Here is a 25,244-nt window from a genome sequence, read left to right as displayed (position 1 = left end):
ACCGGCGTAGAGATGTTTCGAATCTGAAAAATGATGTTTCATATCCGGAGAAAATGGGCTTTTTGAGCCAAAAAGGGGCGAGTTTTATTACTTTTACGCCCGAATTGTATTTAATTTCACTAAATGATCTATTCATGACCACAAACTCTATGCGACATCTCTTTTTTATCCTCTCTCTCTTTTTTTCTTGTACCATTTGGGGGCAAGGCGACGCATTGCCTGCCGAGCTAACAGCACAAATCGATAGTGTGGAAAAAGTACTGGAACGTCTCGAAGGGAAAGAACGCTTATCGGCGCTTTTCTCCCTGGCTCAGTTTACCGAGTATCATCCTTCGCAACAAAAAAAATATATCCGTCGGCTCGAAGAAGAGGCAGAGCGGCAGAACGACCCGAAGATGCTTTTTGATGTGGCGCGTTTATGGGGAAGCAACTATTATGAACTGGGATTTTTGGACAGTACGTTGATGATGGATCAAAAAGCGGAGATGATAGCGCGTGAACATCAGATGTACGACGGGCTTTTCCTGACTGGAGAGAGCTTGGCAAAACTGTTTACCGACCTGGGACAATTCGATGAGGCGCAGGAAAAGGCACGGGCAGTATATGATGAGGCGAAAGAAACAGGCCATTATACGGGTATGGCGCGGGCACTCTCTGCCCTGGCGTTTACCTATAACTATATGAACAGAGATGAGGAGGCGGAAAAATACTTCAAAGAGACTATATCGGTCGGACGCATGGCGGCGGTGCCGGATACCGTTGTCTTGATACAGGCGATGACCGATTTGGCAGGTGCTTATCTGAACCAGCGAAAGTATGAGCAGACATTGGCTTATGCCGATACGATGCGCATGATGCTGGGAAGTATCCCGGCGCAATGGCAAACCAATTATGCCTTTGAAGCGGATTATTTCTCCGGATGCGCATACAGTGATCTGAAACAGTTCGACGAAGCATTGCATTACATCCGCCGGGCGGAAGCGTTGCTCTCTACTGAGCCCAGCCCACACTACACATTGATGCTCAATCAGCTATATGCTAAATACTATATAGGGAAAGAGGACTTTGATAAGGTCTTGGAATACAAACTGCTTATCGCCCACCACTATGAATCGAAAGGGTGGAAAGAGGACTTGGCTTCTATCTTAGAGGATGTAGGGCTTTGTTATACATTGCTGAACAGGCACAAAGAGGCGGCAGAGACCTATGCCGAAAGCCTACGCCTGACCAACGAACTGAAAGAGGAGGATTTCTATAAGAATATCAATGAGCTGCGTACGGTTTACGAACTCGATAAACAGGAGTTGCTGACCCAACAGGAGCGGGAACGGGTGCGCTCGGCTCGTATCATTATCGTGGCGCTGGCTGTAATCCTTTTATTGATTGTTGCTATTTCAGTCATGGCACTACTGAATGCCCGGCGCGCGCATGAGAAGAATCGGCTGCTTTTCCGTCAATTGGCAGAGAAAGACCACCTGTTACAGTTGGAGATTGTGCGCCCACTGGATACCGACAAGCAGACAACCTTGCAGGAATCGCAGGCAGCAGACTCGCTTTTCGACCGTCTGGATCGGTTGATGCAGGAAAAACAAGTATATACACAGCCTGATATTTCGCGCAAGGCGGTCGCTACGGAGTTGTCTACCAATGAAAATTATCTTCATAACGCGATCAAGGAAAAACTAAATCTATCGTTCTCCGGGTATATCAGCCTCCTGCGCCTGGAACATGGCAGAAAGTTGCTGTTACACACCGCCGCAGATAGCTCTATCGAGGATATTGGCGAAGCCTGTGGGTTTGGCTCCCGCACCACCTTCTACCGCCTCTTTCGTGAACGTTATGGCATGAGTCCCTCCGAGTTTCGCCGCATAGCCGCCGAGGAGCGGGCGAATGGGTAGGATGGGGTGTTAGCTCTATTTACTCGTTCTCTTCTTCGATTTGCCGGTCTTTAGCCCTGGCCTCGTCAAACTTGGCTTTCATGGTGGGGTTTTTGTAGGTTAGTTTCCGGATGGTCAACTCCTCCGCTTTGTTGTTGGCTAACCGGAGGTTGTTCTCGGAACCCAGAAGCGCACTCTTTATCTTTTGCAAATGTTCTATCGATTTGTCGATTTCGGCAATCGCTGTTTGAAACTTTTCACTGGCTAAGCGATAATTGTGTCCAAACCTATCCTTGAACTCTGTCAGTTGTTTTTCGAAGTTGGTCACGTCAACCGACTGGCTTTGTGCCTCTTTTAGCGCTATTTTGTATGCAAGGCTTTTCTTGGAGGTTTGCATCAGAAGTGTAATCAACGGCATGAAAAACTGAGGACGGATAACATACATCCTGGGATATTTGTGCGACACATCCACGATCCCTGTATTATATAATTCGCTATCGGGCTCAAGCAGAGACACCAGGACGGCGAATTCACAATTCTTAGCTGTCCGATCCTCATCCAGTTTCTTCAGGAAGTCTTCATTCTTATGCTTGGTGGCTGTTGTCTCGATCTCATTCTTCATCTCAAACATGATGGATATATATTCTATCCCATCTTCAAAATCGCGGAAAATAAAATCACCTTTGCTGCCTCCCGAGGCATCGTTGTCTTTTTCGAAATAAGCATTCGGGAAGAGAGGGCGCATCCGGTTAAACTCGGTGTTGCAATGTATCTCAAGCGTTTCTCCAACCATTTTGGTCGACATCCGCGATTTCAGGTCTTTATAATAATCCACCTGTTCCTGCTTCTGTTTGAGCTCCGACTCATATTTCTCCTTCAGGCTGTTTTGTCGCTCAATCGCCGTGTTTTGCTCAAGGATAATCTTGTTTTTCAGCTCGGCAATTTGTTCATCTTTCTTTTGAGCTGTTTGTTGCGCTTTCCCCTGTTCTTCCAATACAGCAATCTTTATACTGCTCTCCTTTTGCTCAATGGACGATTTGAGTTTGGCTATTTCCTGCTCTTTCTTGGCCAATATTTCGGTATACTCCAGTTGCTTGGATTGGGCAATGGCGTTCAACTGTTCGGTAAGCCGGGCAATCTCTGTCACCTTTTTATTCAGTTCAACCTCTTTGTTGGAAAGCTTCGTCTGAAAGCTTTGCTCGGCTTTCAATACCTCTGATTTCTGTTCGGCAATATGCTGTTTGTGCAATTCCTCTAACCGCCGATCCACCTCGGCCTGAAACTCATTGTTCTTCACCTGGCTAACGATCGAAGCATAATCCGCTTCGTCCACAGTAAACACACTCCCGCAATTAGGACACTTAAGTTCTTTCATCTCTTTTTCATAAATAATTAACGTATACAAATATACGTGAAAGCTGAATGCAAAGCCAAGCTTACTAGGACTTGGATGAAGCGTATCTTGTATCATACAAATATAGCGAATTTGTTTAGATTCAATTACTTTATCACTACCGAGAATTTTATAACTCATGCACTTCAGCTATAAAGAAATGGCAGTTGTGTGACAACAATATAGTTTTTAGCATCATTGGCAGTATGTTCCAAAATGGAACATGTGCTAAGCTCCTCCAGTTCTCCTATTTTTATATGTCACTAAGATGTTTGTATTAGAGAGTCGTCTTATCCTAAACAGCTCCACTATTTTTTTTGCGAGAGCCATATCACTTCCCCACGCAGGATATGTATATTTCATATTATCAGCTAAATAGCATTTTTAACGGTACAAAGCTCAAAAAACAAGTGTATAGAATGTATTGAAAACCAATTATTTAGCGTTTCGTACGGTACAAATGTACTGTTTTTCTTCATTTTACCAAATTAGAGAAGTATTAACATGCTGAAGTACTGGTGTTTGCAACGCTTTGGCGAAATTACGGGAGAGTGAAAATCCCGTTTTATAGCCTTTTTTCTGTTTCCACTGCCTTATCCGCATCACTCTTCTGCTTCTTTTTTGCCTGATAATGCGCTGAAATTAACTCTTGCACTTCATCCATTGTTATCTCCCCTTCTATCTGTCTTCGAGCAATTTCAACCAAGTAGTTCGAGGTCTTCAAGCCATCGACTGCTTGCAGACCAATTGCCATTCGCCAGTTAGCGGCTCTTTCTCGCTTTTCTGGGTCGGGGTGTTGGAGGTATTCTTCGAAGATTTGCATTGCTAAGTTCTTTTGTGTTTTTACAGTTGTAGTACCTCGAAAGCTTCATGGTTTTTACCAGATTTATCATCCCAAATTATTTTAATTTTAAGATAGTCAGGAGATGAACTGAATGGTGATACCTTAATATCAAACCGAGCTTTAGACTTCAATGATGGAAAAGGTAAGTCGATAGGATATACTGCTATGTTATCAATTTCCAAACCTTCAACCCTAATATTTGTCGCCTCAGCTTCTGATGGATTATAAATACGGATTATACGGCTTGGTTTTTGAGGGAAAATATTAGCTCGTAATTCAGCATGATTATTGGCAACCCACTTCTTTCTCCATTTATACAGAAAAGAAATGACAGCTGTAATGGCTACAATTATGGAAGTAGTAATCTCCCAATGGGAAATAATCCAATTTATCAATGAAATAACCTTTTCATTCATTTGAGAAATCCCTTAAAAGCTTTTCGTAACTCTTCCTCTACAACCTTCTTTGCATCTTTTGCCAAATCGATTTTAATCTGTTCTAATGATGCGCTGTTATATTCTTTGAGTTCTTCTATACCGCCCAAATACTCACGATCACAACAGATACATTTAATGTAAGATTGATCTTCTGAGATTTCAAACTGGTCATCACTAGCACATGTATCGCATCGTAGAATCCATGTGTATTTTCCATTTAATTCTTCTAATTTTCTCATAATTCTATTTTTTTATTTCCCAATGCCCGCTATATCCACTACCAACAAAGACTACCTTGTCACTCATCTTCTTAAGTCTACGTTTAATGGTGCTTAAACTAGTATTGGTAATTTCAACCAATCCTTCCCTTGTAATTTTATTGTTTTTCCGAATCTCTTCCAGTATAATCTGTTCTATTGTTATCTCTTGAGGTTCACTTTGGGGTTCTTGAGGTTCACTTGACGTTTTTAGTGGATCAAATTCATTTGATTTTTTATAGGCTTCTATCTCTTTGTGCAAATTGCGGATATGTTCCGCCAATATAAACTCACGGAAAGGCTCTAAGGAATCTTGTTCACGAGAGTCAATCAATGCCTGTATATATTCCACTTTGTTATCTTTTTCCACTTTGGTAGGAATAAGATCAAGTTCAAATTGCAGATGATTCATCACAAGACGAGACATTCTACCGTTACCATCTACCCACGGATGAATAGTTACGAGTAAATAGTGAGCATCAAAACTCAAAAGATACTTTTCTATTATATCGTCGCTTAGCAATAGGGAATTTCTGCGATCATTCATTTGCTGGCAAAACTCTTCCAATCGAACCGGGACTTTCAGATAATTCATATAAGAACTTCCCCCTGTACCTGCTGTTACGTTTACTAAACGAAGATCTCCTTTCGAAGAATCGAATGAACCCTGCATGGTATTATAGACACTACCGGTATTTTTCATCACAATAGCAGAAAGGGATTTGAGCATCTCTGTAGTGAAATCAGTATGTTGCTTTGCCAACTTCATACTGTGTTCATAAGCCGCTTTTAGATCAAGGTTCATCATCTGCTCGCCAATCGTCCGTCCTTTAGCAGAAATACCTTCATCAAAGAGTAACTGGTTTTCGATCTCCGTTACCGTAGAACCTTCTATGGCAGTAGAGTGCGTAATAAGAGAATAGAGATAGTACTTATCATGATCTATCTGCAGCCCAATTCCTAATTGATTGTATTCATCAATAAGCTGGAGAAGTTGTTCTTTATTAGTCTTCTTCATGCGATATTTATTTGCTTATACTACAGTTGCCCACTGAATTATATTATCTCCACGTTTAACCCCAATTTTAATCTCTTGGACATCTCTTCCAATTGCAATCTTTTTTGATTTGTGGCCGAATGAGTGACAATCCACCAACCACCTTCTATTTCATGTTGGTTATAAAAGTCATCTTTTGCTTTTGAAACAAGTGGAAGACCAACCCATTTCATATTTAGCTCGGCAACTTTTTCTACTCCTATTCTGAGGATAGTATTTATAAAAGTTTCATAAGCATATGAATTTTCAATAATTGTACCGTCTGGAAATTTAACAGAAAGACGGGTCTTTTTCGCCTTATTAGCGAACTTCATTTTTCGTTCAGTTTTTTTCTTTTTAACTTTTTCGTTAGTCGCATATACTTTTTCTTGGGCTTCCTTTCGCTCTGAAGAGAGAGGGTATTGTTTTGTTTCTTTTTCATCTGTAATAACCCGTTTACGAGTTAAGCGAACAGACAAGTTTTCCCCCGGAATATAATCGACAACTAAGACAATTGGACGTTCTATCTTAGTTATGATAGGCTCTATACTATCTGAAAGTCGAGGTATTACATCATCTTTAATCAATTCTTCTTCCAGTTGATCTACCGCCTTCAGGGTCTCTTCATTCAAAGGTAAACCTAATTCTTTAAGTCCACGTATGGAGTTGTATAATGTTTCTAATTTAGTCATAATCAAAAAAAGTATTTATAATTCGTTCTTATCTTTACCGTATTTTACAATAGGTTCAGCCGCTTGTTGCACAAATTCATCATTGAGAGTTGTTTTATAAAGCTTATGCCTCGAGTCAGATAAGTCAGTGGAATCTGATGGATTATCACTCCATTCTTCACATTGTTTCAGAAGAACAGCCATCGCATTTTCAGATTCTTCTGGTGGATATTTGTACTTCTTCAATAGACGTTTTACGAGTCGGCGCATACCTGCTCTTGCTGACTCTTTCTTTTGCCAGTCAATAGTCCTATTCTTACGTAGCATATCAGTTAACTCTTTAGTCATTTCGACTAACTGTTCGTTTGTATAGAAATCTTGAACGGCTCTTGGTTTAGTTAATGCGTCATAGAAAGCTTTTTCTTCCGCATTGAGCCCAAGCTCATTCTTCTCATTTTCTGTTTCGGCTATATTTTTTGCCATTTTTAGAAGTTCCTGAATCACTTCTTCATTGGTAAGCATTCCTTTGAGGTAGTTTGATAAAGCTTGATTTAACATTTCAGAGAATTTTTCTGCCTGTACAAGATTGGTTCTTTTGTAAAGGCTTACTCTTTCTGCCAATAAGCGTTTAAGTAATTCTATGGCTATATTTTTCTCTTTCATCTTTGATATCTCGTCCAAGAAGGCAGCATCGAATAGCGAAAACTCTGTCTTAACATCCGAGAATAGGTTGATAACTCCTTGGCTCTTTATGCTTTGCTTTAAGAGTTCACCAATCCGTTCGTTGATTTCTCGTTTTGAAACCTTTCCCTTGCCGGACATTCTACTCAACAATATACGGACAGTTTCAAAGAATGCAGCTTCAAAACGCAGTTTATTATCTAACAAACTACGACACAAAGTAATTGCGTCATGCAATAATTTTGCTTCCTTTAAGAATGCATCTCTTTGCGCCTCCTTATCAGGAGACATAATGAAGTTCACTCCACCCTTTATTAACTGCGCTCTGTCGGCATCTGTTCCTGTTTGAAAACTTCCATAATCATATCCGTGGAATATATCTCGACAGACTTCTAACTTTTCTTTGAACTTGGATAGCGCCGTTTCCTTTATATCTAATTTCTCAAAATTACTCTTATCTCGTTTGGTATAATCGCGCATGGCATCTTTCAGGGCTTTAGCAATACCTATATAGTCAACAACAAGACCTCCTGCTTTATCTAAGAATACCCTATTGACACGCGCTATCGCTTGCATCAGATTATGCCCCTTCATCGGTTTATAAACATACATTGTTGCAAGCGATGGCACATCGAATCCTGTAAGCCACATATCAACGACAATGGCAATCTTCATCGGGTCTTCATTATCTTTGAACTTTTTAGCCAATTCTTTCTTGTATTGCTTGTTACCAACAATTGAGTGCCATTCTTCCGGGTCATTATTTCCGCCAGTCATGACTACTTTTACCTTCTCATCCCATTTCGGACGTAGTTCAAGTATTTTTTTATAGATATCAATGGCGATAGATCGTGAATAAGCGACAATCATAGCCTTTCCTGTCAGTTCAAACTGACGGTTTTCTTCATAGTGTTTGATAATATCTATGCAAAGCGAATCAATAGTTTCAGGAGCTCCAAGTATGACATCGAGATGAGATAGTTCTTGTTTGCTTTTTTCTAACTGCTCTACCTCTGCTCCCTCTTCGGCCAAGCTTTCATATTCTGCATCGATTAATTTAAGTGTTTCTTCTTCCAATTTCAAATTGATAACACGCGATTCATAGAATACAGGACGAGTAGCTCCATCTTCTACAGCCTGGGTCATGTCATAAACGTCAATATAATTTCCAAAGACCTCTTGTGTATCTTTGTCTTTTGTTGATATGGGCGTGCCGGTAAATCCGATAAAAGATGCATTGGGTAAAGAATCGTGAATAATACGAGCAGCACCTATAACGACTTTAGCCTCTTCTTTGCCTTCTTTGTTCTTTGTGAGACGAATCTTTTCTTCAAAGCCGTATTGTCCCCTATGTGCTTCATCGGTCATAACGATTATATTCCGTCTTTCAGACAATGGCTCGTTTGATTCCTCAAACTTCTGCATGGTAGTAAATATAATCCCATTCGCCTCCCTACCTAGAAGCAACTCTTTGAGGTTTTCCCTACTTTTGGCTTGTATTGGTGTTTGTCTCAAGAATTGCTTGCATTTTGCAAATTGTGTGTATAACTGATCATCAAGGTCATTCCGGTCGGTTATAACTACAATCGTTGGTTGAGATAAAGAATGTTGGAGTAAATGAGCATAGAAAACCATAGAGAGCGATTTCCCACTTCCTTGTGTGTGCCAAAAGACACCAACTTTGCCATCATTCCCTATAGCTTGTTTGGTTCGTTCAATCGCTTTGCTTACGGCGAAGTATTGATGATATCCTGCTAATATCTTGATAGATTCGCTTTTGTCATCCTTAGAGAAACAAATATAATTTTTGATTATATCTAAAAAGCGCTCTTTAACAAAGATTCCCTCAAAGAAGGTATCGTAATCGGCAAATTGCGTGCTTTCATAACTTCCATCTTTGGTTTTCCACTCCATGTAACGATCCTCTTTACTGGTTATGGTGCCCGCTTTAGACGCACTCATGTCAGTCATCACACAGATTGCATTATATACAAACATAGATGGGATTTCTTGCATATAGTTTCGCAATTGGCGATAAGCGGCAGATGCATCAGTCTCTTCTCGTGATGGAGATTTGATTTCAACAATAGCAAGTGGCAATCCATTTATGAAAACAACCAAGTCCGGGCGTTTTTCGGATTTTTCAACAAAAGTCCACTGATTTATGATTTGGAATGTGTTTTTATGAATATGTTCATAATCATAATCTATCAGGTAAACGAGATTGCTTTGTTGTTCTTTTCCGTCAAAGTAACTAACCTCTATGCCATGTTGGAGATAATCCATGAAATGTTCATTTCGTTGAGTCAAGCTACCTGTATCCAGATTTTTCAACTTAGAAATAGCCTCTTCAATACCGATTTGTGGTATCGACCTATTCAGTTCAATAAGGCTTTGTTTTAATTGAGCTTCATAAAAAGGAACATAATAGTCCCGTTCAACATCCGGACCATATAAATACTCGTATCCTAACTTTTGATATAGCTTGATAAGAGCCTGTTCGTAGCTGTTCTCTGTGAATGACATATTATATCGTTTTAAGTATCAAATTCATCTTTAGTCTCTAAATAGTATAGATATTCCTCTCTGTATGCATGGTAGTCTTGTTGGTACAAAGCTTCCGAAGCAGAAAGGCTAAGTAATCCAATAACCAAAGGGTTTGCATAGTCAAAATACTCATTGAACATCTGGCAATCTTCGTAGTGTATTCGACCATTCCTTTGGGGCTTATTATACTTTATGTAATAGTGTAAGATAAACCCTCCAAGAACATCAGTTATTTTATAGGTTAGCAAGGATAAGCTCCTGTCTATTCGAGGCTCTTTTATATCTTTTCCATGCGAGGCAAAGCCACAGTCATTTCTGAATTCTGCAATCGTTTGTGTAACGGCGGCAATTCGTCTTGATAATTCACAAATCTTCTCATTATTATAACAAGAAGGAGTTATTGTATCAACAGTTTTGCGAACTAAACCCTGAAAAGACTCGCTCTGTTTGTATATGATATTCTTATTGGTTAGGATGGTTTTACATATTCCTTCGATTAGACTTTTACAAGTTTCAATGCATAGCGATGCATTTGTTTCGATAGATTCTTCTATCATTAAAACATGTGCTTCAAAAGCGCCAAAACTCGGCATCTTAGCGATATATTCTCTTGTCCAATCCATACTAGTTCAAATATCAATTATCATTTATCCGGCGATTGAGGGCGATTTTATTGTCGAGGGAAGAGAGGATATTAACTATTTTATCTTGGTATTCTCTGTGTGGAAGCTCAATTGGCATATTTGCATATGTTTGAGCATTAATATTTCCCCTTGTACCACCTGTATCAAATGATTTAACCCAATCATAATATTTTTTTGAATGAGTATAATATTTTAATATGCGCGGATTCACTTTCGTTGGATCTAAATTAAATTTAATGAGAAATCCAGCGTAAACAAGCTCTCCATCAGAAATTTCATAAAAATATGTTCTTCCGGTGCTATTACCCGTACGGGCAAAAACTATATCGTTTTCTTTTAGAAGATATTTGTAGGCATCCTTATCCTCAACTGATTTAAGTCCTACGTAATAAATGCCTCCATCATCTTTAATGTCTGTTATACGTAGATAAGTATACTTCTGAGAGTCGAAATCAACGGCAGGAGCTCCAATGCCATATGCTCCTTTACCATCCGTTGTTAATTCTGCCAATGTATATTTTTTAAGTTCTTCCATAAATGAGAATTTAGCTGTTTAAATCACTGATTTTTAACTCGCCGGACATCAATTTGGGGAGAAGCGAGTCGCGGAACTGAGACAATTTTCCGTTTTCTATCATGTTTTTTTTCATCTCATCAAAAATAGGAGTTTGTAGAGTGTTAAATTGAGCCATGATATTTAATGGTACTATTACACATTTTAAGCCATTAAGAATATCAACAGTCATACTTGGCACCGCTGATCCTGCATTCATAGAACTCAAATTTTGACTTAAGACAAAGAAATAAACAAATTTTGCAATATTTTCTTGTCTCATCTGTGTATAAAACATTGTATCAACACTCCAAAACTTGTCATTTATATAAAAAACATTGTTTAAAGAACCTTTCCTAGGAATTAAAACTGATTCTCCAGAATACAGATAATCATCAACATACCTCATAATGCCTCCAGAACCATACACAGGAATATCCCCATCTCTTAACCTCTTATGATCTTTCCCATATTTTACGATAATTAAATCCTCCAAACTGCCTACTCTCCACCCTTCCGGTATTCTCCCTAACTCCGAATCAATGAATTTTCCTCCATTAAACGGCTCAAAATCAACGAACCAAGACTTGTATAAAGCCTGCGCTTGCTGCTCTAAATTATCATTTATCCGGCGATTGAGGGCGATTTTATTGTCGAGGGAAGAGAGGATATTAACTATTTTACTTTGCAATTCTCTCGGCGGTAGTGTTATGTCAAACTTATTCAGGACCTCTATAGTCAATGCTTTTTGAGTTGATCCGATAGCTTTTGTGTCAATCTGATGCTTAGCAATGGGTGATAGAAACCAATAATAAAGATATTCATTATTGATACTATCGAAACTATAAAACCAAGTAAGATTTCCATCTTTAAAATAAAAGACTTCATCCTTAACGATATATGGGATGCCTAATGTACCGACAGAAGTTAACAACATGTCTCCTTTTTTAGGGACTCCAAACTTATTTTCGATTTCGTTATACCTTGACTTCGATATATATAATTCATTGGAAATATTAGCCCCCCTTTGTTTTTCGATTATTTCTTTCCCTCGATAGAAAGGAATGCCTATACTCTGATATTCACTCGCAAATATCCTTTTACTTGAAGATATAGTACAAACATCACCCAATCTATATTTTTTCCACTCTTCCATAAATGAGAATTTAGCTGTTTAAATCACTGATTTTTAACTCGGCGGACATCAATTTGGGTAAAAGCACGTCGCGGAGCTGAGATATTTTTTCGTTTTCTATCTGTAACTCTAATATTTTTTCAAATAATGGACGGACAATTAAGTCATATTTATTGATCAGTTCAACATTTCTTGAAATAAAAAGTTGCTTCACCAATATTTGGCTAATATTTTGTTGAGCTGAGCCTATAGCATTGTTAATTAATTCTTTTTTTTTATTCTTAGCGAACATAAATAAATAAGGATAGGGATACTTGTTATTTGGCAACAAAGCACAAACAGCTTGATTACACGTCATTTGTTTAGAAATGATTGCATATTCTCCAACGGTTGCTCCATACATTGCAATCAAAACAGAATTTTTTGGTAGTATTTTCGTAGCAGACTTTGTCACAGCCTCATTCGTAATAAATTCCTCAGTGTCAATTATAAAAGATCTATTAAGCTCTTTTGACTTAACCCAATTTATAGTGCCATTTTCATAAAAAGAAGGCTTTGAACGAGAAGGTGTTCCACCCGAAGTCGTTTCTATCACATCTCCCAAATTAGTTAGACTACTAACACTTTCATTAGCAAACAATTCATCGTATAGACTTTGTGCTTGCTGCTCTAAATTATCATTATTCGCTCTCTTTGGGGAGAAACGAGGCCTACAATTATGTGTTAGATTACATACCCACATAAATTATCAATTATCAGTTAATAAATTTTCGGTGAGAGAGTTTCACGTTTGTCTGATTGACCATTGCATAGTGCATGGTCGTATCAATCTTAACATGACCCAATAATTGTTGTACTTGTTCAACAGGCATACCTTTATCAATGGCCATAGTTGCCAGTGTTCGTCGGAACTTATGAGGATGTACCCGGTTTATTTTCAATTTTTGTCCAACCTTCCGAAGACGAATCTCTACGCCGGATATTTCCAGTCGTTTATGAGGTTTAGCCAACGAGACGAACAAAGCAGGGTTTTTATCTTTGCGAGATTTTAGGTATTGCTGTAAGTGAATCTTTGTTCGTGCATTGAAATAAACCATGCGTTCTTTGTTCCCTTTTCCAAAAACAATACACTCTCGTTCTTGAAAGTTAATATCGTTCCGATTGAGTTTTACCAGTTCACCCACACGAATACCAGTTGACGCAAGAAGGTCTATTATTGCTAAATCCCGTATATTTTCACAATTATCCCGAAGCATCTCCAACGCTTCATCACTCAGTACCTCTTTTATTTGTGTACCTGTCTTTACCTTGTGGATCCGCCTTACAGGACTTTTTAGAATATAATCCTCTTCTTCCAACCAAGAAAAAAAGGAGGAAAATATCCGCCTGATATTATCTATTGTGACTTTACTTGATTTACGTTTACTCTGAAAAACAGCCAAGTACGCTCGAATATCCTCAGTAGTGTAATCCGCTACATTCTTAGGTAAACCTTTATACAAATGGCGAATCGTTGATTCATAATACTTGATTGTTTTAATTGAGCAACCTTCGACTTGTTTTGCTGATAAGAAAACTTCCAATAACCGGGTATTTGATGCAGAATCTTCATGCACACTTTCCTTATCCTCAACCACTTCATACTTACTAAGTATTTGAAGCAACGAAGTGCTGAGTTGCGCTGTTTGTTCCAGTGTTAAAGCTCCCGACATAGAATTTTCAATCTCTTTAATTAATTTTTCTTTCATATTTCTTCAATTATAAGTGATTATTAAACTGAAGAGAACATGAATGCTATTTTATCGTAAATCCAATACTCTTCAGCTGTTTGCGAATTTCGTCTTCTAATTCATGTGATTGTGCGAAGAGATCAGATAACTCGCCGGTTAGGCGTGTCATTTTTTCATCAAACGGTTCTCCGTCATCTTCAATTTCTGCTATTCCCACGTAACGACCGGGTGTCAGTATATAATCTTGCTTAGCTATATCTTCTAAAGAAACTACAGCGCAATAACCTTTTTCGTTTTCTAATGTGCTACCTTCGAAAGCCTCAAACGTATTAGCTATTTTTAAGATGTCATCGTCTGTAAGTTCTCGGAGTTTACGGGTAACCATTGTCCCCATATTGCGAGCATCAACAAATAAAACCTTACCTTTCTGTTTCTTATTTCGATTTAAGAACCATAAAGAAACCGGAATCCCCGTTGTGTAAAACAGTTGAGCCGGAAGAGCTACTATTCCCTCTATCAAATCAGCTTTAATGATATTCTCTCGAATAGACCCTTCACCACCTGTTTGAGAGGACAAAGAGCCATTTGCTAAAACCATCCCAATTTTTCCATTTGGAGACAGATGATGAATCATATGTTGCAACCATGCAAAGTTGGCATTGCCGGCAGGAGGAGTTCCAAACTTCCAACGTACATCCTCTTGCAATTTGTCTGCTCCCCAATCACTGAGATTGAAAGGAGGATTAGCCATAACAAAGTCAGCTTTTAACGTTGGATGTTGGTCGTCAAAGAAAGTATCTGCATAGAACTTCCCTAAATCGGCTTCTATCCCATGAATAGCCAAATTCATGTGAGCCATTTTCCATGTAGTAGGGTTGCTATCTTGACCAAAGACTGAAATGTCATTAATATTTCGTTTATGCTTTTCAATGAACTTAGCAGACTGAACAAACATTCCTCCAGAGCCACAAGCAGGGTCATAAACTCGACCACTATAAGGTTTCAAAACTTCTACCAATGTTTTAACGATACATGCTGGTGTATAAAACTCTCCGGCTAATTTACCTTCCGCTTCCGCAAATCTGGAGAGACAGTATTCATAAGTTCGTCCAAGAATATCTTTGTTATCGCCGTGTTCCTTCATTTGGATGTTAGTAAACAGGTCAACAACATTACCAAGTCGTCTTTTATCTAATTCCGGACGTGCAAAATTCTTGGGTAGAATCCCTTTCAATCGAAGGTTCTCTTTCTCTATCATACGCATTGCATTGTCGATCGTTGTTCCAATCTCTGCGGTATGAGCAGCTTCTGCTATTACATTCCAACGAGCTTCTGTAGGAACAAAAAATATGTTTTCTGAGGTGTATTCATCCTTGTCTTCTTCAAAACCATCTCCCTCCTCTATCAAAACTTGGTATCTTGCTTCAAAACAATCCGAGATGTACTTTAAGAAAATTAATCCTAATACAACTGACTTGTATTCAGAAGCATCGAGATTACCTCTTAACAAATCTGCAGCTTTCCAAATTTCTTTCTCAAAGCCTATCTCTGCCGTATTTTTCTTAGCCATATTTTACTTTTCCTTTTTATTATCTACAATTAAATCCTTCACACTCACCTGTAGTAATTCCGCAATCTGGTGCAACATTTCCAAACTCGGTTGCTGCCGATTACAAGCATACGCATTTATAGAGCTGAAACTTTTGCCAAGCTTTTCTGCCAGCCATGTCTGCTTAATTCCTTTTTCATCAAGGACTTCTTTTATTCTGTTCAATTCCATTGGATTGTTTTTCTATGAAACATACAAAACGCACGCACAAATATAGCTAAAAATCTGCTATAAAAATAAAGCAAGGATAAATATCCCTGCTTTATTACCACTCGTTTTCAGAATGTTACTTATTTTGCTTCAAATTATCCGCCTCGCATTCATCATGCTTCCTTTCCTTTATTTTCCAATGCCTACTGTATCCGCTACCTACAAAGACGATATTCTATTGTTTTTTGAGGGTCTTGAGGTTCATGTTGAGGTTCACTTGTTGTTTTCTATGGATTTTGACCCTTATAATTTCCCATAGTGTAGTAATTTGGTGACGTTATTTGTCTTGTAATCTCCCTAGATTGCAAGACTATTTATACAATGCAAAATAAAAATCCTTTCTTGCTAAGTTCAAATACTCGTCTTCTTCCTTTGTGGAGAATATATTTGACTCATTTTCGAACTCTGCTGCTTCGCGTAAATCAATGAGATTAGGGGATTTTAAAAGGAAAAGAACAATACGACGTAAAAATTCATTCCAACCAGGTATTTCATACTTGATAATCATCCACACAATTGCAGCTTTCAACATATCGTCTTTGAAATAAACGACGATTTGAGTATCTCTTTCAAATTCAGAAAGTGTACTTCCTTCCAATATTAAAAATGAGGTTATTAATTCCTGGACTTTTGGGGGTAGAACACGCTCATCCGGATTTGAGTTTTCATTTTTTAATATTAGGTTTATAGTTAGATGGATTAGATTAGGTACATTCATTTTACATCTCATTCCAGTTTTTTGGAGCATCTCATACTGCTCTTTACTTACATAAGTGTTCATTCGTGTTTTTGAAATATCCAATTTTAGATACTCTCGATGGATTTCTTTTCTGAGTAACTTTTTGTCTGAAGTTTTAGCTGAAAGAAATGCTTCTAATAATGCATTAATGAGATTGTCTTGGCTTCTGAATCCCTCTATTTTGTTAAATTTGTAACAATAAGACCTCTTAATAAAATGGCTAGTAATGAGTGAGGTACATGTGAAAATACAGTAGGGCGATCTGCACTTGCAAAATCAAGAATCCTATTTACCACATCCGAATTCTTTTTCCCATTTTGCCTTTTCCACAATCCATCAATGAGGTAGGTTATTATCTCGGATTTATTTGAATAACCAAAGAGTTTTAGCTGACCCATATAAAAGTCATAAAGCATGGTTGGAAATTTGACTGATATTGTCTTTTTGTCTTTCATAAAAATAGATTTTTATTTGTATTCGTTAGTGAATAGATAGGTATGGATTAGAGGCTATTGCAACAACAAGTTTGCTTTTTTACTTTCGATCTTATATGCCATATTTATATACTCGGAATATCTACAAATATAGTAGTTTTTATACGATAAATTTCAGTTGTCGCAAAATATACGACAATTGGAATTTATCTTAACTCTTCTTTTTGAGTACTATTCATACTATTTGTCGCTTAAACATCTCTGCTAAACAATCCTGACATTTGTTGGCGGGAAGCTATACTGTATTATTTCCCGATACAGGATATGTAGTTGTCATATTATCAACTAAATAGCATTTTTAACGGTACAAAGCTCGAAAAACAAGTATATAGAATGTATTGAGAACCAATCGTTTATCATTTCGCACGGTACAAATGTACTGTTTTTCTTCATTTTACCAAATTAGAGAAGTATTAACATGCTGAAGTACTGGTGTTTGCAACGCTTTGGCGAAATTACGGGAGAGTGAAAATCCCGTTTTATAGCCTTTTTTCTGTTTCCACTGCCTTATCCGCATCACTCTTCTGCTTCTTTTTTGCCTGATAATGCGCTGAAATTAACTCTTGCACTTCATCCATTGTTATCTCCCCTTCTATCTGTCTTCGAGCAATTTCAACCAAGTAGTTCGAGGTCTTCAAGCCATCGACTGCTTGCAGACCAATTGCCATTCGCCAGTTAGCGGCTCTTTCTCGCTTTTCTGGGTCGGGGTGTTGGAGGTATTCTTCGAAGTTGGTCATTTTGTTTTTAGTATTAATTTTCAGTAATCTGTTTGAAGTATTCTTGCATTCTATCTTCTAAGACATCGTAAAATACAGAAAGAAAATTATATCGATCAAATAAATATTTATGTGCATCACCTCCTTGTCCTCTAAACAGAACGTATTGTTTCCCTTGATAAGTAACTAAAGGAAGCTGAAAAAGTTTGGAATACTCCTCAACCTCATTTTCCTTAAGCAGTGGGGAACTTTCTTTTTTTGTGAATATGATTTTTTTAGTATTATCAGGCATTTGATTCTTTAAAAATAGAATGTATATACAGGGCCAACCATCAGAAGTGTATTCTAAATCGATTACAATTATGTTTGCCCCATAATAACAATCAAGCTCTTTCGCTAAAAATGGGAAATTGTTATTAATAAAATCAGAATAAGCACTATAAGCGACAGTTACTACCATCTGCAATTTTTGAAAAGCTAATTCTGGTGTATACCAGCTAGATACTAATCCAGAGTCTGCGTAATTTCCACGATTTGGATAGAGCGAAGGTATCTTTGTGTACCCTCGGTTTTGAAGAAAAAGAAGGCCTTCGTATAATATATTGATAGGTATTTTCTTGTGTCCACGAAGTACTGTATGGGGCATACTTGAAATGCGCGGATATTTGTGTTTTATTTGTTCAATAAGTTTTGGTATATCTGAAAGCTTTGAGTCGTCAATATTAAGCTCCCGATTGCTATATACACAAAAATCTCTAACATATTCTAAAATGAATTCATCATATGCAGGAATAATTCTTCGCTCTTTGATGAATTTTTCCACATGGGTCTTTACGAGTTTAATAGCCATTAACTTATGGTTCTCTTTTATGTCATTTGACTGATATTGACATGAAGAATAATCACCTTTGTCATATCTCATGACAGTCTCGGGAAGTTGCTTCATAAGAAGACTATTTTCTCCATATTTGATATTGAAGAGAGAATAGCAGAGTTCTGTGTCTCCAAATGTATAAATTGCAATACCTCTTTTCCAGCACTTAGGGAAAATGGTCTCTTTGATATAACGAAATTCACTATCAAGGAGATGATTGTATGCATCTGAAAACTGTTGGATTTTGATTACATCTTCTTTGGCAATTTTGAAAGTAGAGTTTTGTGACTGAAGAATCAGTTGGCGTAATTTTTCGTTCTCAGCACTAAGATACGATGCATCTTGGTTTATCTTAACTTCTCGTTGAGATATTGAGCGCCAAGTTTGAAGAGTGGTGGATAGTGTTGATGATGAGAGTTTTTCTTCATTTCCAAAATGCAAAGTTATAGTTTCTTGCTCTTCTTTACTACGATTCTCTTCTAGCAATGATCGAGATATGTATTTCCATAGAGCAACATTTTGGCTATGATCAACAGCAATAAGTAAAACTATATCTGTTGTGACTTCAGCATGTGCAAAAAGAGATGTTGGGCAAGGGAAACGATTCTTGTTTTCATCCACCTTATTGACCGTTTTAACCTGTATAGTTACTTTACCTTTAGGATACCCATCTTCATCTAAAAGTTCAATATATCCATCTATATTGGCATTTGTGTCTTCTGTTTCTATTTTAGTTTTCGCAGGAGCATCAACCAGTAGATATTCAATAAAGAGAACCGATTTTTTCTCTTTTACTCCATTCGCAGTTTTAGAGATTTTTGCTTTGTATGACATTTTAACTTGTTCTTAAGCTTAAATACAATACTTACTTTTCATTTTATCTCCCAATGACCACTATATCCGCTGCCGATATAAACAACCTTATCGCTCATCTTCTTAAGTCTACGTTTAATCGTGCTTAGGCTAGTATGGGTAATTTCCACCAATTCTTCTCTTGTGATTTTATTGTTTTTCCGAATTTCTTCTAGTATAATCTTTTCTATTGTCTTTTCTTGAGGTTCATCTTGGGGTTCTTGAGGTTCACTTATCACTTTTAATGGATCAAATTCATTTGATTTTTTATAAGCCTCTATCTCTTTGTGCAAATTGCGGATATGTTCAGCTAACATAAACTCGCGAAAAGGTTCTAATGATTCCTGTTCACGAGAATCTATCAATGCCTGTATATATTCCGCTTTATTCTCTTTCTCTACCTTGGTAGGAATAAGATCAAGCTCAAATTGCAGGTGATTCATCACTAGACGAGACATTCTTCCATTGCCGTCCACCCACGGATGAATAGTTACGAGTAAATAGTGAGCATCAAAACTCAACAAATACTTTTCTATTATATCATTACTTTGCAATAGGGTGTTTTTGCGTTCGTTCATCTGTTGGCAGAAAGCCTCCAAATGTGCCGGAACTTTCAGATAATTCATATAAGAACTACCTCCTGTGCCTGCTATTACATTTACTAAACGAAGGTCACCTTTAGAAGAATCGAACGAACCTTGCAAAGTGTTGTAGACGCTACCAGTATTCTTCATCACAATTGCGGAAAGGGATTTGAGCATTTTTGTGTTGAATTCAGTATGTTGTTTTGCCAACTTCATACTGTATTCATAAGCCGCTTTCAAATCAAGGTTCATCATCTGCTCGCCAATTGTCCGCCCCTTTGCAGAAATACCTTCATCAAAGAGCAATTGGTTCTCTACCTCCGTTACCGTAGAGCCTTCTATAGCAGTAGAATGTGTAATAAGAGAATAGAGATAGAACTTATCATGATCTATCTGCTGTCCAATCCCTAATTGATTGTATTCATCAATAAGTTGGAGAAGTTGCTCTTTATTAGTCTTTTTCATGCGATATTGATTTGCTTATGTGGTTAGCCTTTTATGTGCTTTGTGATACTTTCTTAAACGCTCAACATCTTTCTCTGAAATAGCAGAAAGTCTTCGTATATCCATATTGTCTGCTAAATCATTAATTTTCACTCGCACAGCCAAAGGATTTGTCTGAACCCGTTTTATGAATTCTTCATAAGGCTCATCTTCTGATGTCTTAGTTAAACATCGTATTGCATCAATTATATATGTAGCAAATCCTTCCTCTTCTAGTTTCTCGAAAGTCCAATCGGTATCTTCTACAATATCGTGAAGAACAGCAACAATCTTTTCGTTATCGTTCTTTCCAGCTTCCATGACACGCATAACGTGGCCAATGTAAGGCATTCCGCTTTTGTCGTATTGACCTTCGTGGGCTTTAGTTGCTATTTGGATGGCTTTTTGTAACATAACTAATTAATTATTTTTTACTCGCTGATTTTTTGAGTTGTGCATCAATATAGAAAATCTCTGACTTAATTTGTGCATCGTTATTCAATTTATTCATTTTGTCTAGTTTTGAATCTAATTTACCCACATCTAATACAACATAATAACCCTTGTCGCACTCTTCTGACTTCAAATACTGCTGAAGTTGTTTTTCTAATCCATGTAGCAAGCTGGGGTTGTCAGAATACTTAATTTCTACAATAATTTTATTTCTGTATCCATCTGAGAATTTAAAATCAATAAGCCCTGTACCTGTATCTGTTTCAGGACTTACATCAATGTCGTTTGCTTGACAATAGATTAGAGCCACAGCATGAAAGATTAATTGTGCTACCGACTCCTTGCATCTATTCTTTTTGTCTTCTTTCCAAAGTAGTTTATTAAGCCCCTTATCTTCAACTAAAAATTGAAATCGATCTATTATGGTTGCCACCAACTCTTCAAGTCCGCTTTTGTTTTTTCGAAAACTTCTTTTATCACACGGTTGTTGTTGAATGATTTCAGCAGCTTTACTAAAAACAACAATCCTGTCATTATCTACAAGCTGATTATATGCATCTCCTTTACAGCCTCTTATAACTTCTATAAAATCTAAAATCGCACTCTTGTCATGCATTATCTCAGAAATGTAGTTGGCTCTGCTTTCTTTCGTTTTTTGCTTGAATATTTCAGCAACCAGTCTATTAATTTTATGCCTCAGATTACTATTAAATGAGGCAGCATCTGCAATATCATTCCAGTCATTTACAATTGGAAGATTTCTTAATATATCATTAGGCAGTAATAAGATGTGAGATTTTCTCCTAATGGGATTTGTAATCACGTCCCACTCTTCACCATAAAGATCAACCCTTTCTGTTGGTATTTTCAAAATCTTAGCATGAGCAGCGGAGAATTTCAACAACGATTTATGAATTGCTCTTGTAGCAATATCGCTTATGGTATCCGGCCCGATACCTTTGTTGAATAAAGGTAAAATAGAAAACAACTCAGGGTCTTTAATCCCTAAATCAATAATGCCTTTTGCTGTCGTAATCAACGAAAATTTAATATCTTCATTCATTCTTCTGCCTGAGATTGAATTTGTTCCATAACCCAAGCAAGTGCCGTCAATTTCTTTTTCAGGTAATTGTTTTAAAGCATTTTTCCAAGCGAAATCATCAGGCTGTTTAGAAAGAGCCAAAAGTGAAATAATATTTGAAAAATATGTACGATACTCTTGAGCAGCATCCGTATTGATGATTTCATGAATAGATGTTTTTAATAATATCGGGTCAATAAACAAACGTGTGTCTAAATTCAATATAGGATTGAATATTCCTATTTCCGACATCTCTTTACTATCGATTCCAAAGTACTCGCTAAATAGTATTAGTTTGCCAATTTTTCCCATATTTTAATATCTGTATTATTTACTTTTTTTATTAATTTCCTTCTCTTTCTTAATCTACAATCCACTCAACCATCTATTTGCTTCTCCACCCTTAACCGGTGCTGCTACAATTACTTCAGGAGCAGCAACTTCAAAGTGCTTCTTTGCGCAATTGATTTTATCTTGTTCTGATGGTTTCAATTCAGAAAAGATATTTGTGCCTTTTGTTTCTACAATGAAGTAGACTTTGTTTTCTATCCCTTTCACATAAACAGCCCAATCTGGATTATAAGAGCCTAATGGTGTGTCTATTTTGAAAGAGGATGGCAGCTTCATAAAGCAACTTACTTTTTCGTTATTGTCTAACTGCTGAGCAAATTTTTGTTCTTCTTGAGAATCAACGCTTATATGATCGAGTATGCAACGATTAGGTGTTTCAGCAATCAGCTTATTAAAGAATTGCTCTATCTCGTCGTTAGCAGGTAATTCCATCACATATTCTTCTCCAATTCTTTCATATTTGATTCCCTCCACTAATTCGTGTTGCATAAGACGCTTAATGGTATCTCTAACCAACTCCATGTATAGTTGGGGATTGTAAATGATTTGCCCTAACGTTTTTGTTTCAGAAAGAAGTTCTATAAGTGTTTGTCGTTTTAATCCGGTCTCATTTTGCAAGTAACGGATAATATCCGGGATTTGCACTTTACCCGAATAGCTCATGGCATTAAAATCGGTTTTTACACCGTCTTTATCTGACACACCTTTGTCTGAATCGATTTGGATAGTACCTTTTTCTATGTTGTAAACTATCTTTCGAACTTCTAGTTCATTTAATTCTTTAATGCATTTCAATTTGAAATTATGGACATTGTAATCCACAGAATAAGTGGTCTTATGCTTGATTTTATCCCAAAGCGCATTAAATTCTTCAGAGCATCTCACCTGTTTATTGATACGAACTTTCTGTTTGGGTTTGTATTTTGTAATCTCAATCTTAGTTGCAAGTTCTTCAGTTCGTTTTATAATAGCCTCCTCATACGGTTGGAATACCTCTTCTTTAGGAACTATTGATTGAGGATTTATTTTCAAAGCGTCTTGTAGCTTCTCAGTTGGCTTATGTTTTACAACAAGGCCTTCATCTTCAAAATGGGAATATAGTTTTTCAGCCAAAGCATCTCCAAGAATATGTCTAACTCCATCATTATCCATATAGGTGATATTACGGAATTTGTGTGGCGTTATTTTGTTAAATTCCTCTCCGATATCATCTTTTAATTCAGTTTGGAAGCGCGATACGAAGTCGCCGAAAGTTTCATTTGCGGTAACTGTAAGCGTGTTTACCCCTTTATCATGAACTCGTTCTCCATTCTGATTGACTGCAATACGAAGACCACGTCCTATTTCCTGTCGTAAGCGAATGTTTTTATCTTCTTTAATTTGAGGGTCTTTCAAGATGCAAATTTGGAATACATTGGGATTGTCCCAACCTTCTCTCAATGCAGAGTGTGAGAATATAAAACGAATCGGTTCTGTTTCGCTCAGCAATATCCCTTTGCGTTTCATTATTTTATCGTAAGTCGAAATATCATCATCCGTATCCCCTTTTGTGTCCTTTAGAAGTCCTTTTTTGTCTTCCGAGAAATAGCCTTCACGCAATTTACTAACACTACCTCCCCAACGATTGAAAAGTTCTTGATAAAAAGCATTCTCTTGAGTCAGTTTCAAGAACTCCTCATCAAAAAGCTTTGCATATTTACCTCGTTGATCTTCTGCTCCATAATCTCTAAAGTTGGCAACACGGTCAATAAAAAAAAGGGATAACACTTTAACTCCTTTATCAAGTAACGACAGTTGTTTTTCAAAATGTACTTTTATCGTTTCGCGAATCATTTGTCGTTTCAATTCATCATCCGAGTATAATAAATTATTCGTTTTTACATTCCCGATATATAGTTTTTCATGACCATTCAGTTCTATGCTATTATCATCAATATTGGTAAGTCGACAACCAATATACGCCGGATTTTTAGTAACTTCATGTAAAAGCCTATTATAGGCCACTTTCTTATGTTCTCGCTTTGCATGCCCACTACTATTAATAAAGTTCATTTCCAATTCAGCCTCTCTTTTTGAGGGATTGGTAGAAATAACTTTGATGTATAAACCATTCAAGTCGCTATCTTCAAATATCGATAAGACTTCGATTTGTTTAACCAGCTCTTGATTATAGGCTTCGACCGGACCTAATTTATAAATAGGATTCGTTATTTGTCGGTGTGTAGCGGAGTAACGAAAGAGAGCTAATGGATTTAAAGAAGCTATCGCTACTTTTGCATTATCAGTATTGTCCACTGATTGAGGTTCATCAATAATGACAATCGGATTGGTTTCTGCTAATAAATCGATTGGTTTTCTGCCATGCGTTTTTTCGTTTGGACGATGGATAACATTCGCTTTATCTTCTTTCTTTATATCTTTAAAACTACGATTAAACGCCGAAATATTGATAATCATAATCTCCAAAGTAGTAGCACGTGCATACGAGGTTACTTGTCCCAAATCTTGAGAGTTATAAATAAAGTGTCTATATCGAACACCGTACAATGCGTGAAAGTGATCTTGCAGATCCTTTAGCGAGGCGTTTACACCCTCTCGAATGGCACGATTTGGAACGACAATGATAAACTTCTTAAAATCGTATTCCAGATACATATTAATAATGCTTCGGAGATAAACATAGGTCTTACCGGTTCCCGTTTCCATCTCAATGGTAAAATCAGGCATCTTCATGTTTTCTGATACGTCCAGCCCGTTCTCCATTTGTATCGACCTCAGGTTGTCCAGAATCTTTCCTTCTGAAATAGTAAGTCTATTTCCCTCTCCAACAACTAAAGAGTCTTCATCTTGCGTAAACATCCCTATCCCTTGGCTTATCGTAAAAGGGGAAGATGATTTTCGCTGTCCGTTGAATATCAATAATGAAGAAGAAACAGCCTGTTTCTGATAATCCAAATTTGGATTAAACTTTATTTTTGTTTCCTTAGCCATAC

Annotated in this window: 23 protein-coding genes; 1 reads left to right on the top strand and 22 read right to left on the bottom strand. The window is 37.3% G+C overall.

Going from position 1 to position 25,244, the window contains the following annotated elements; genetic code table 11:
* Window positions 1-134: 134 nt before the first annotated feature.
* Complete coding sequence (locus M2137_RS07030; protein WP_280765757.1) at window positions 135-1,898, top strand: helix-turn-helix domain-containing protein; 1,764 nt, start codon at window positions 135-137, stop codon at window positions 1,896-1,898.
* 19 nt (window positions 1,899-1,917) lie between these two features.
* On the opposite strand, the gene M2137_RS07025 is transcribed toward M2137_RS07030, so the two are convergent.
* The 22 genes from M2137_RS07025 to M2137_RS06920 form a co-directional block, all read right to left on the bottom strand.
* Entirely contained in the window at window positions 1,918-3,252 is a 1,335-nt protein-coding gene (locus M2137_RS07025; protein WP_280765756.1) for a DUF2130 domain-containing protein, read from the bottom strand.
* A gap of 583 nt (window positions 3,253-3,835) precedes the next feature.
* Window positions 3,836-4,093 carry an antitoxin VbhA family protein gene (locus M2137_RS07020; RefSeq protein ID WP_280765755.1) on the bottom strand — a complete coding sequence of 86 codons (258 nt, stop codon included), beginning with the start codon at window positions 4,091-4,093 and terminating at the stop codon, window positions 3,836-3,838.
* 20 nt (window positions 4,094-4,113) lie between these two features.
* Window positions 4,114-4,530, bottom strand: coding sequence for a hypothetical protein (locus M2137_RS07015; RefSeq protein ID WP_280765754.1), 417 nt, complete (start codon window positions 4,528-4,530; stop codon window positions 4,114-4,116).
* On the bottom strand, window positions 4,527-4,790 hold the full coding sequence (locus M2137_RS07010) for a hypothetical protein (protein ID WP_280765753.1): 264 nt from the start codon (window positions 4,788-4,790) through the stop codon (window positions 4,527-4,529). Before M2137_RS07010 ends, M2137_RS07015 begins: the two co-directional genes overlap by 4 nt.
* A 4-nt stretch (window positions 4,791-4,794) precedes the next feature.
* Complete coding sequence (locus tag M2137_RS07005; protein WP_280765752.1) at window positions 4,795-5,826, bottom strand: Fic family protein; 1,032 nt, start codon at window positions 5,824-5,826, stop codon at window positions 4,795-4,797.
* Between the two features lie 38 nt (window positions 5,827-5,864).
* A complete protein-coding gene (locus M2137_RS07000; RefSeq protein ID WP_280765751.1) occupies window positions 5,865-6,536 on the bottom strand; it encodes a hypothetical protein in 672 nt (223 codons plus the stop codon).
* Window positions 6,537-6,551: 15 nt separating this feature from the next.
* Window positions 6,552-9,722 (bottom strand): type I restriction endonuclease subunit R, encoded by a 3,171-nt coding sequence (locus M2137_RS06995; RefSeq protein ID WP_280765750.1) that lies wholly within the window; start codon window positions 9,720-9,722, stop codon window positions 6,552-6,554.
* 11 nt (window positions 9,723-9,733) lie between these two features.
* Window positions 9,734-10,366, bottom strand: coding sequence for an abortive infection family protein (locus M2137_RS06990; protein ID WP_280765749.1), 633 nt, complete (start codon window positions 10,364-10,366; stop codon window positions 9,734-9,736).
* A gap of 13 nt (window positions 10,367-10,379) precedes the next feature.
* Complete coding sequence (locus M2137_RS06985; RefSeq protein ID WP_280765748.1) at window positions 10,380-10,922, bottom strand: restriction endonuclease subunit S; 543 nt, start codon at window positions 10,920-10,922, stop codon at window positions 10,380-10,382.
* Window positions 10,923-10,932: 10 nt separating this feature from the next.
* The gene (locus tag M2137_RS06980) at window positions 10,933-12,096 is read right to left on the bottom strand and encodes a restriction endonuclease subunit S (RefSeq protein ID WP_280765747.1); all 1,164 of its coding nucleotides are present in this window, start codon (window positions 12,094-12,096) and stop codon (window positions 10,933-10,935) included.
* A 10-nt stretch (window positions 12,097-12,106) separates the two neighbouring features.
* Window positions 12,107-12,817 carry a restriction endonuclease subunit S gene (locus M2137_RS06975; RefSeq protein WP_280765746.1) on the bottom strand — a complete coding sequence of 237 codons (711 nt, stop codon included), beginning with the start codon at window positions 12,815-12,817 and terminating at the stop codon, window positions 12,107-12,109.
* Between the two features lie 13 nt (window positions 12,818-12,830).
* The gene (xerA, locus tag M2137_RS06970; protein ID WP_280765745.1) at window positions 12,831-13,823 is read right to left on the bottom strand and encodes a site-specific tyrosine recombinase/integron integrase; all 993 of its coding nucleotides are present in this window, start codon (window positions 13,821-13,823) and stop codon (window positions 12,831-12,833) included.
* A gap of 46 nt (window positions 13,824-13,869) precedes the next feature.
* Window positions 13,870-15,375, bottom strand: a complete 1,506-nt coding sequence (locus tag M2137_RS06965; protein WP_280765744.1) for a class I SAM-dependent DNA methyltransferase — start codon at window positions 15,373-15,375, stop codon at window positions 13,870-13,872.
* Window positions 15,376-15,378: 3 nt separating this feature from the next.
* Window positions 15,379-15,585: a helix-turn-helix transcriptional regulator gene (locus tag M2137_RS06960; RefSeq protein ID WP_163172620.1), complete on the bottom strand. Its 207-nt coding sequence runs from the start codon at window positions 15,583-15,585 to the stop codon at window positions 15,379-15,381.
* 349 nt (window positions 15,586-15,934) lie between these two features.
* Window positions 15,935-16,405, bottom strand: coding sequence for a hypothetical protein (locus tag M2137_RS06955; RefSeq protein WP_280765743.1), 471 nt, complete (start codon window positions 16,403-16,405; stop codon window positions 15,935-15,937).
* 134 nt (window positions 16,406-16,539) lie between these two features.
* On the bottom strand, window positions 16,540-16,818 hold the full coding sequence (locus tag M2137_RS06950) for a hypothetical protein (RefSeq protein ID WP_280765742.1): 279 nt from the start codon (window positions 16,816-16,818) through the stop codon (window positions 16,540-16,542).
* A 518-nt stretch (window positions 16,819-17,336) separates the two neighbouring features.
* Window positions 17,337-17,594: an antitoxin VbhA family protein gene (locus M2137_RS06945; RefSeq protein ID WP_280765741.1), complete on the bottom strand. Its 258-nt coding sequence runs from the start codon at window positions 17,592-17,594 to the stop codon at window positions 17,337-17,339.
* A gap of 13 nt (window positions 17,595-17,607) precedes the next feature.
* A complete protein-coding gene (locus M2137_RS06940; protein WP_280765740.1) occupies window positions 17,608-19,281 on the bottom strand; it encodes a DUF4365 domain-containing protein in 1,674 nt (557 codons plus the stop codon).
* A gap of 38 nt (window positions 19,282-19,319) precedes the next feature.
* Window positions 19,320-20,348 (bottom strand): Fic family protein, encoded by a 1,029-nt coding sequence (locus M2137_RS06935; RefSeq protein ID WP_280765739.1) that lies wholly within the window; start codon window positions 20,346-20,348, stop codon window positions 19,320-19,322.
* Window positions 20,349-20,363: 15 nt separating this feature from the next.
* Window positions 20,364-20,780 (bottom strand): phosphohydrolase, encoded by a 417-nt coding sequence (locus M2137_RS06930; protein WP_280765738.1) that lies wholly within the window; start codon window positions 20,778-20,780, stop codon window positions 20,364-20,366.
* A gap of 10 nt (window positions 20,781-20,790) precedes the next feature.
* Window positions 20,791-22,212: a hypothetical protein gene (locus M2137_RS06925; RefSeq protein WP_280765737.1), complete on the bottom strand. Its 1,422-nt coding sequence runs from the start codon at window positions 22,210-22,212 to the stop codon at window positions 20,791-20,793.
* A 54-nt stretch (window positions 22,213-22,266) separates the two neighbouring features.
* Window positions 22,267-25,242 carry a DEAD/DEAH box helicase family protein gene (locus M2137_RS06920; protein ID WP_280765736.1) on the bottom strand — a complete coding sequence of 992 codons (2,976 nt, stop codon included), beginning with the start codon at window positions 25,240-25,242 and terminating at the stop codon, window positions 22,267-22,269.
* Window positions 25,243-25,244 lie beyond the last annotated feature (2 nt).

It is taken from the genome of Parabacteroides sp. PFB2-10 (genome assembly GCF_029893085.1).
Lineage (GTDB): Bacteria > Bacteroidota > Bacteroidia > Bacteroidales > Tannerellaceae > QVMG01.
This window is presented reverse-complemented; position numbering and strand designations above follow the sequence as displayed.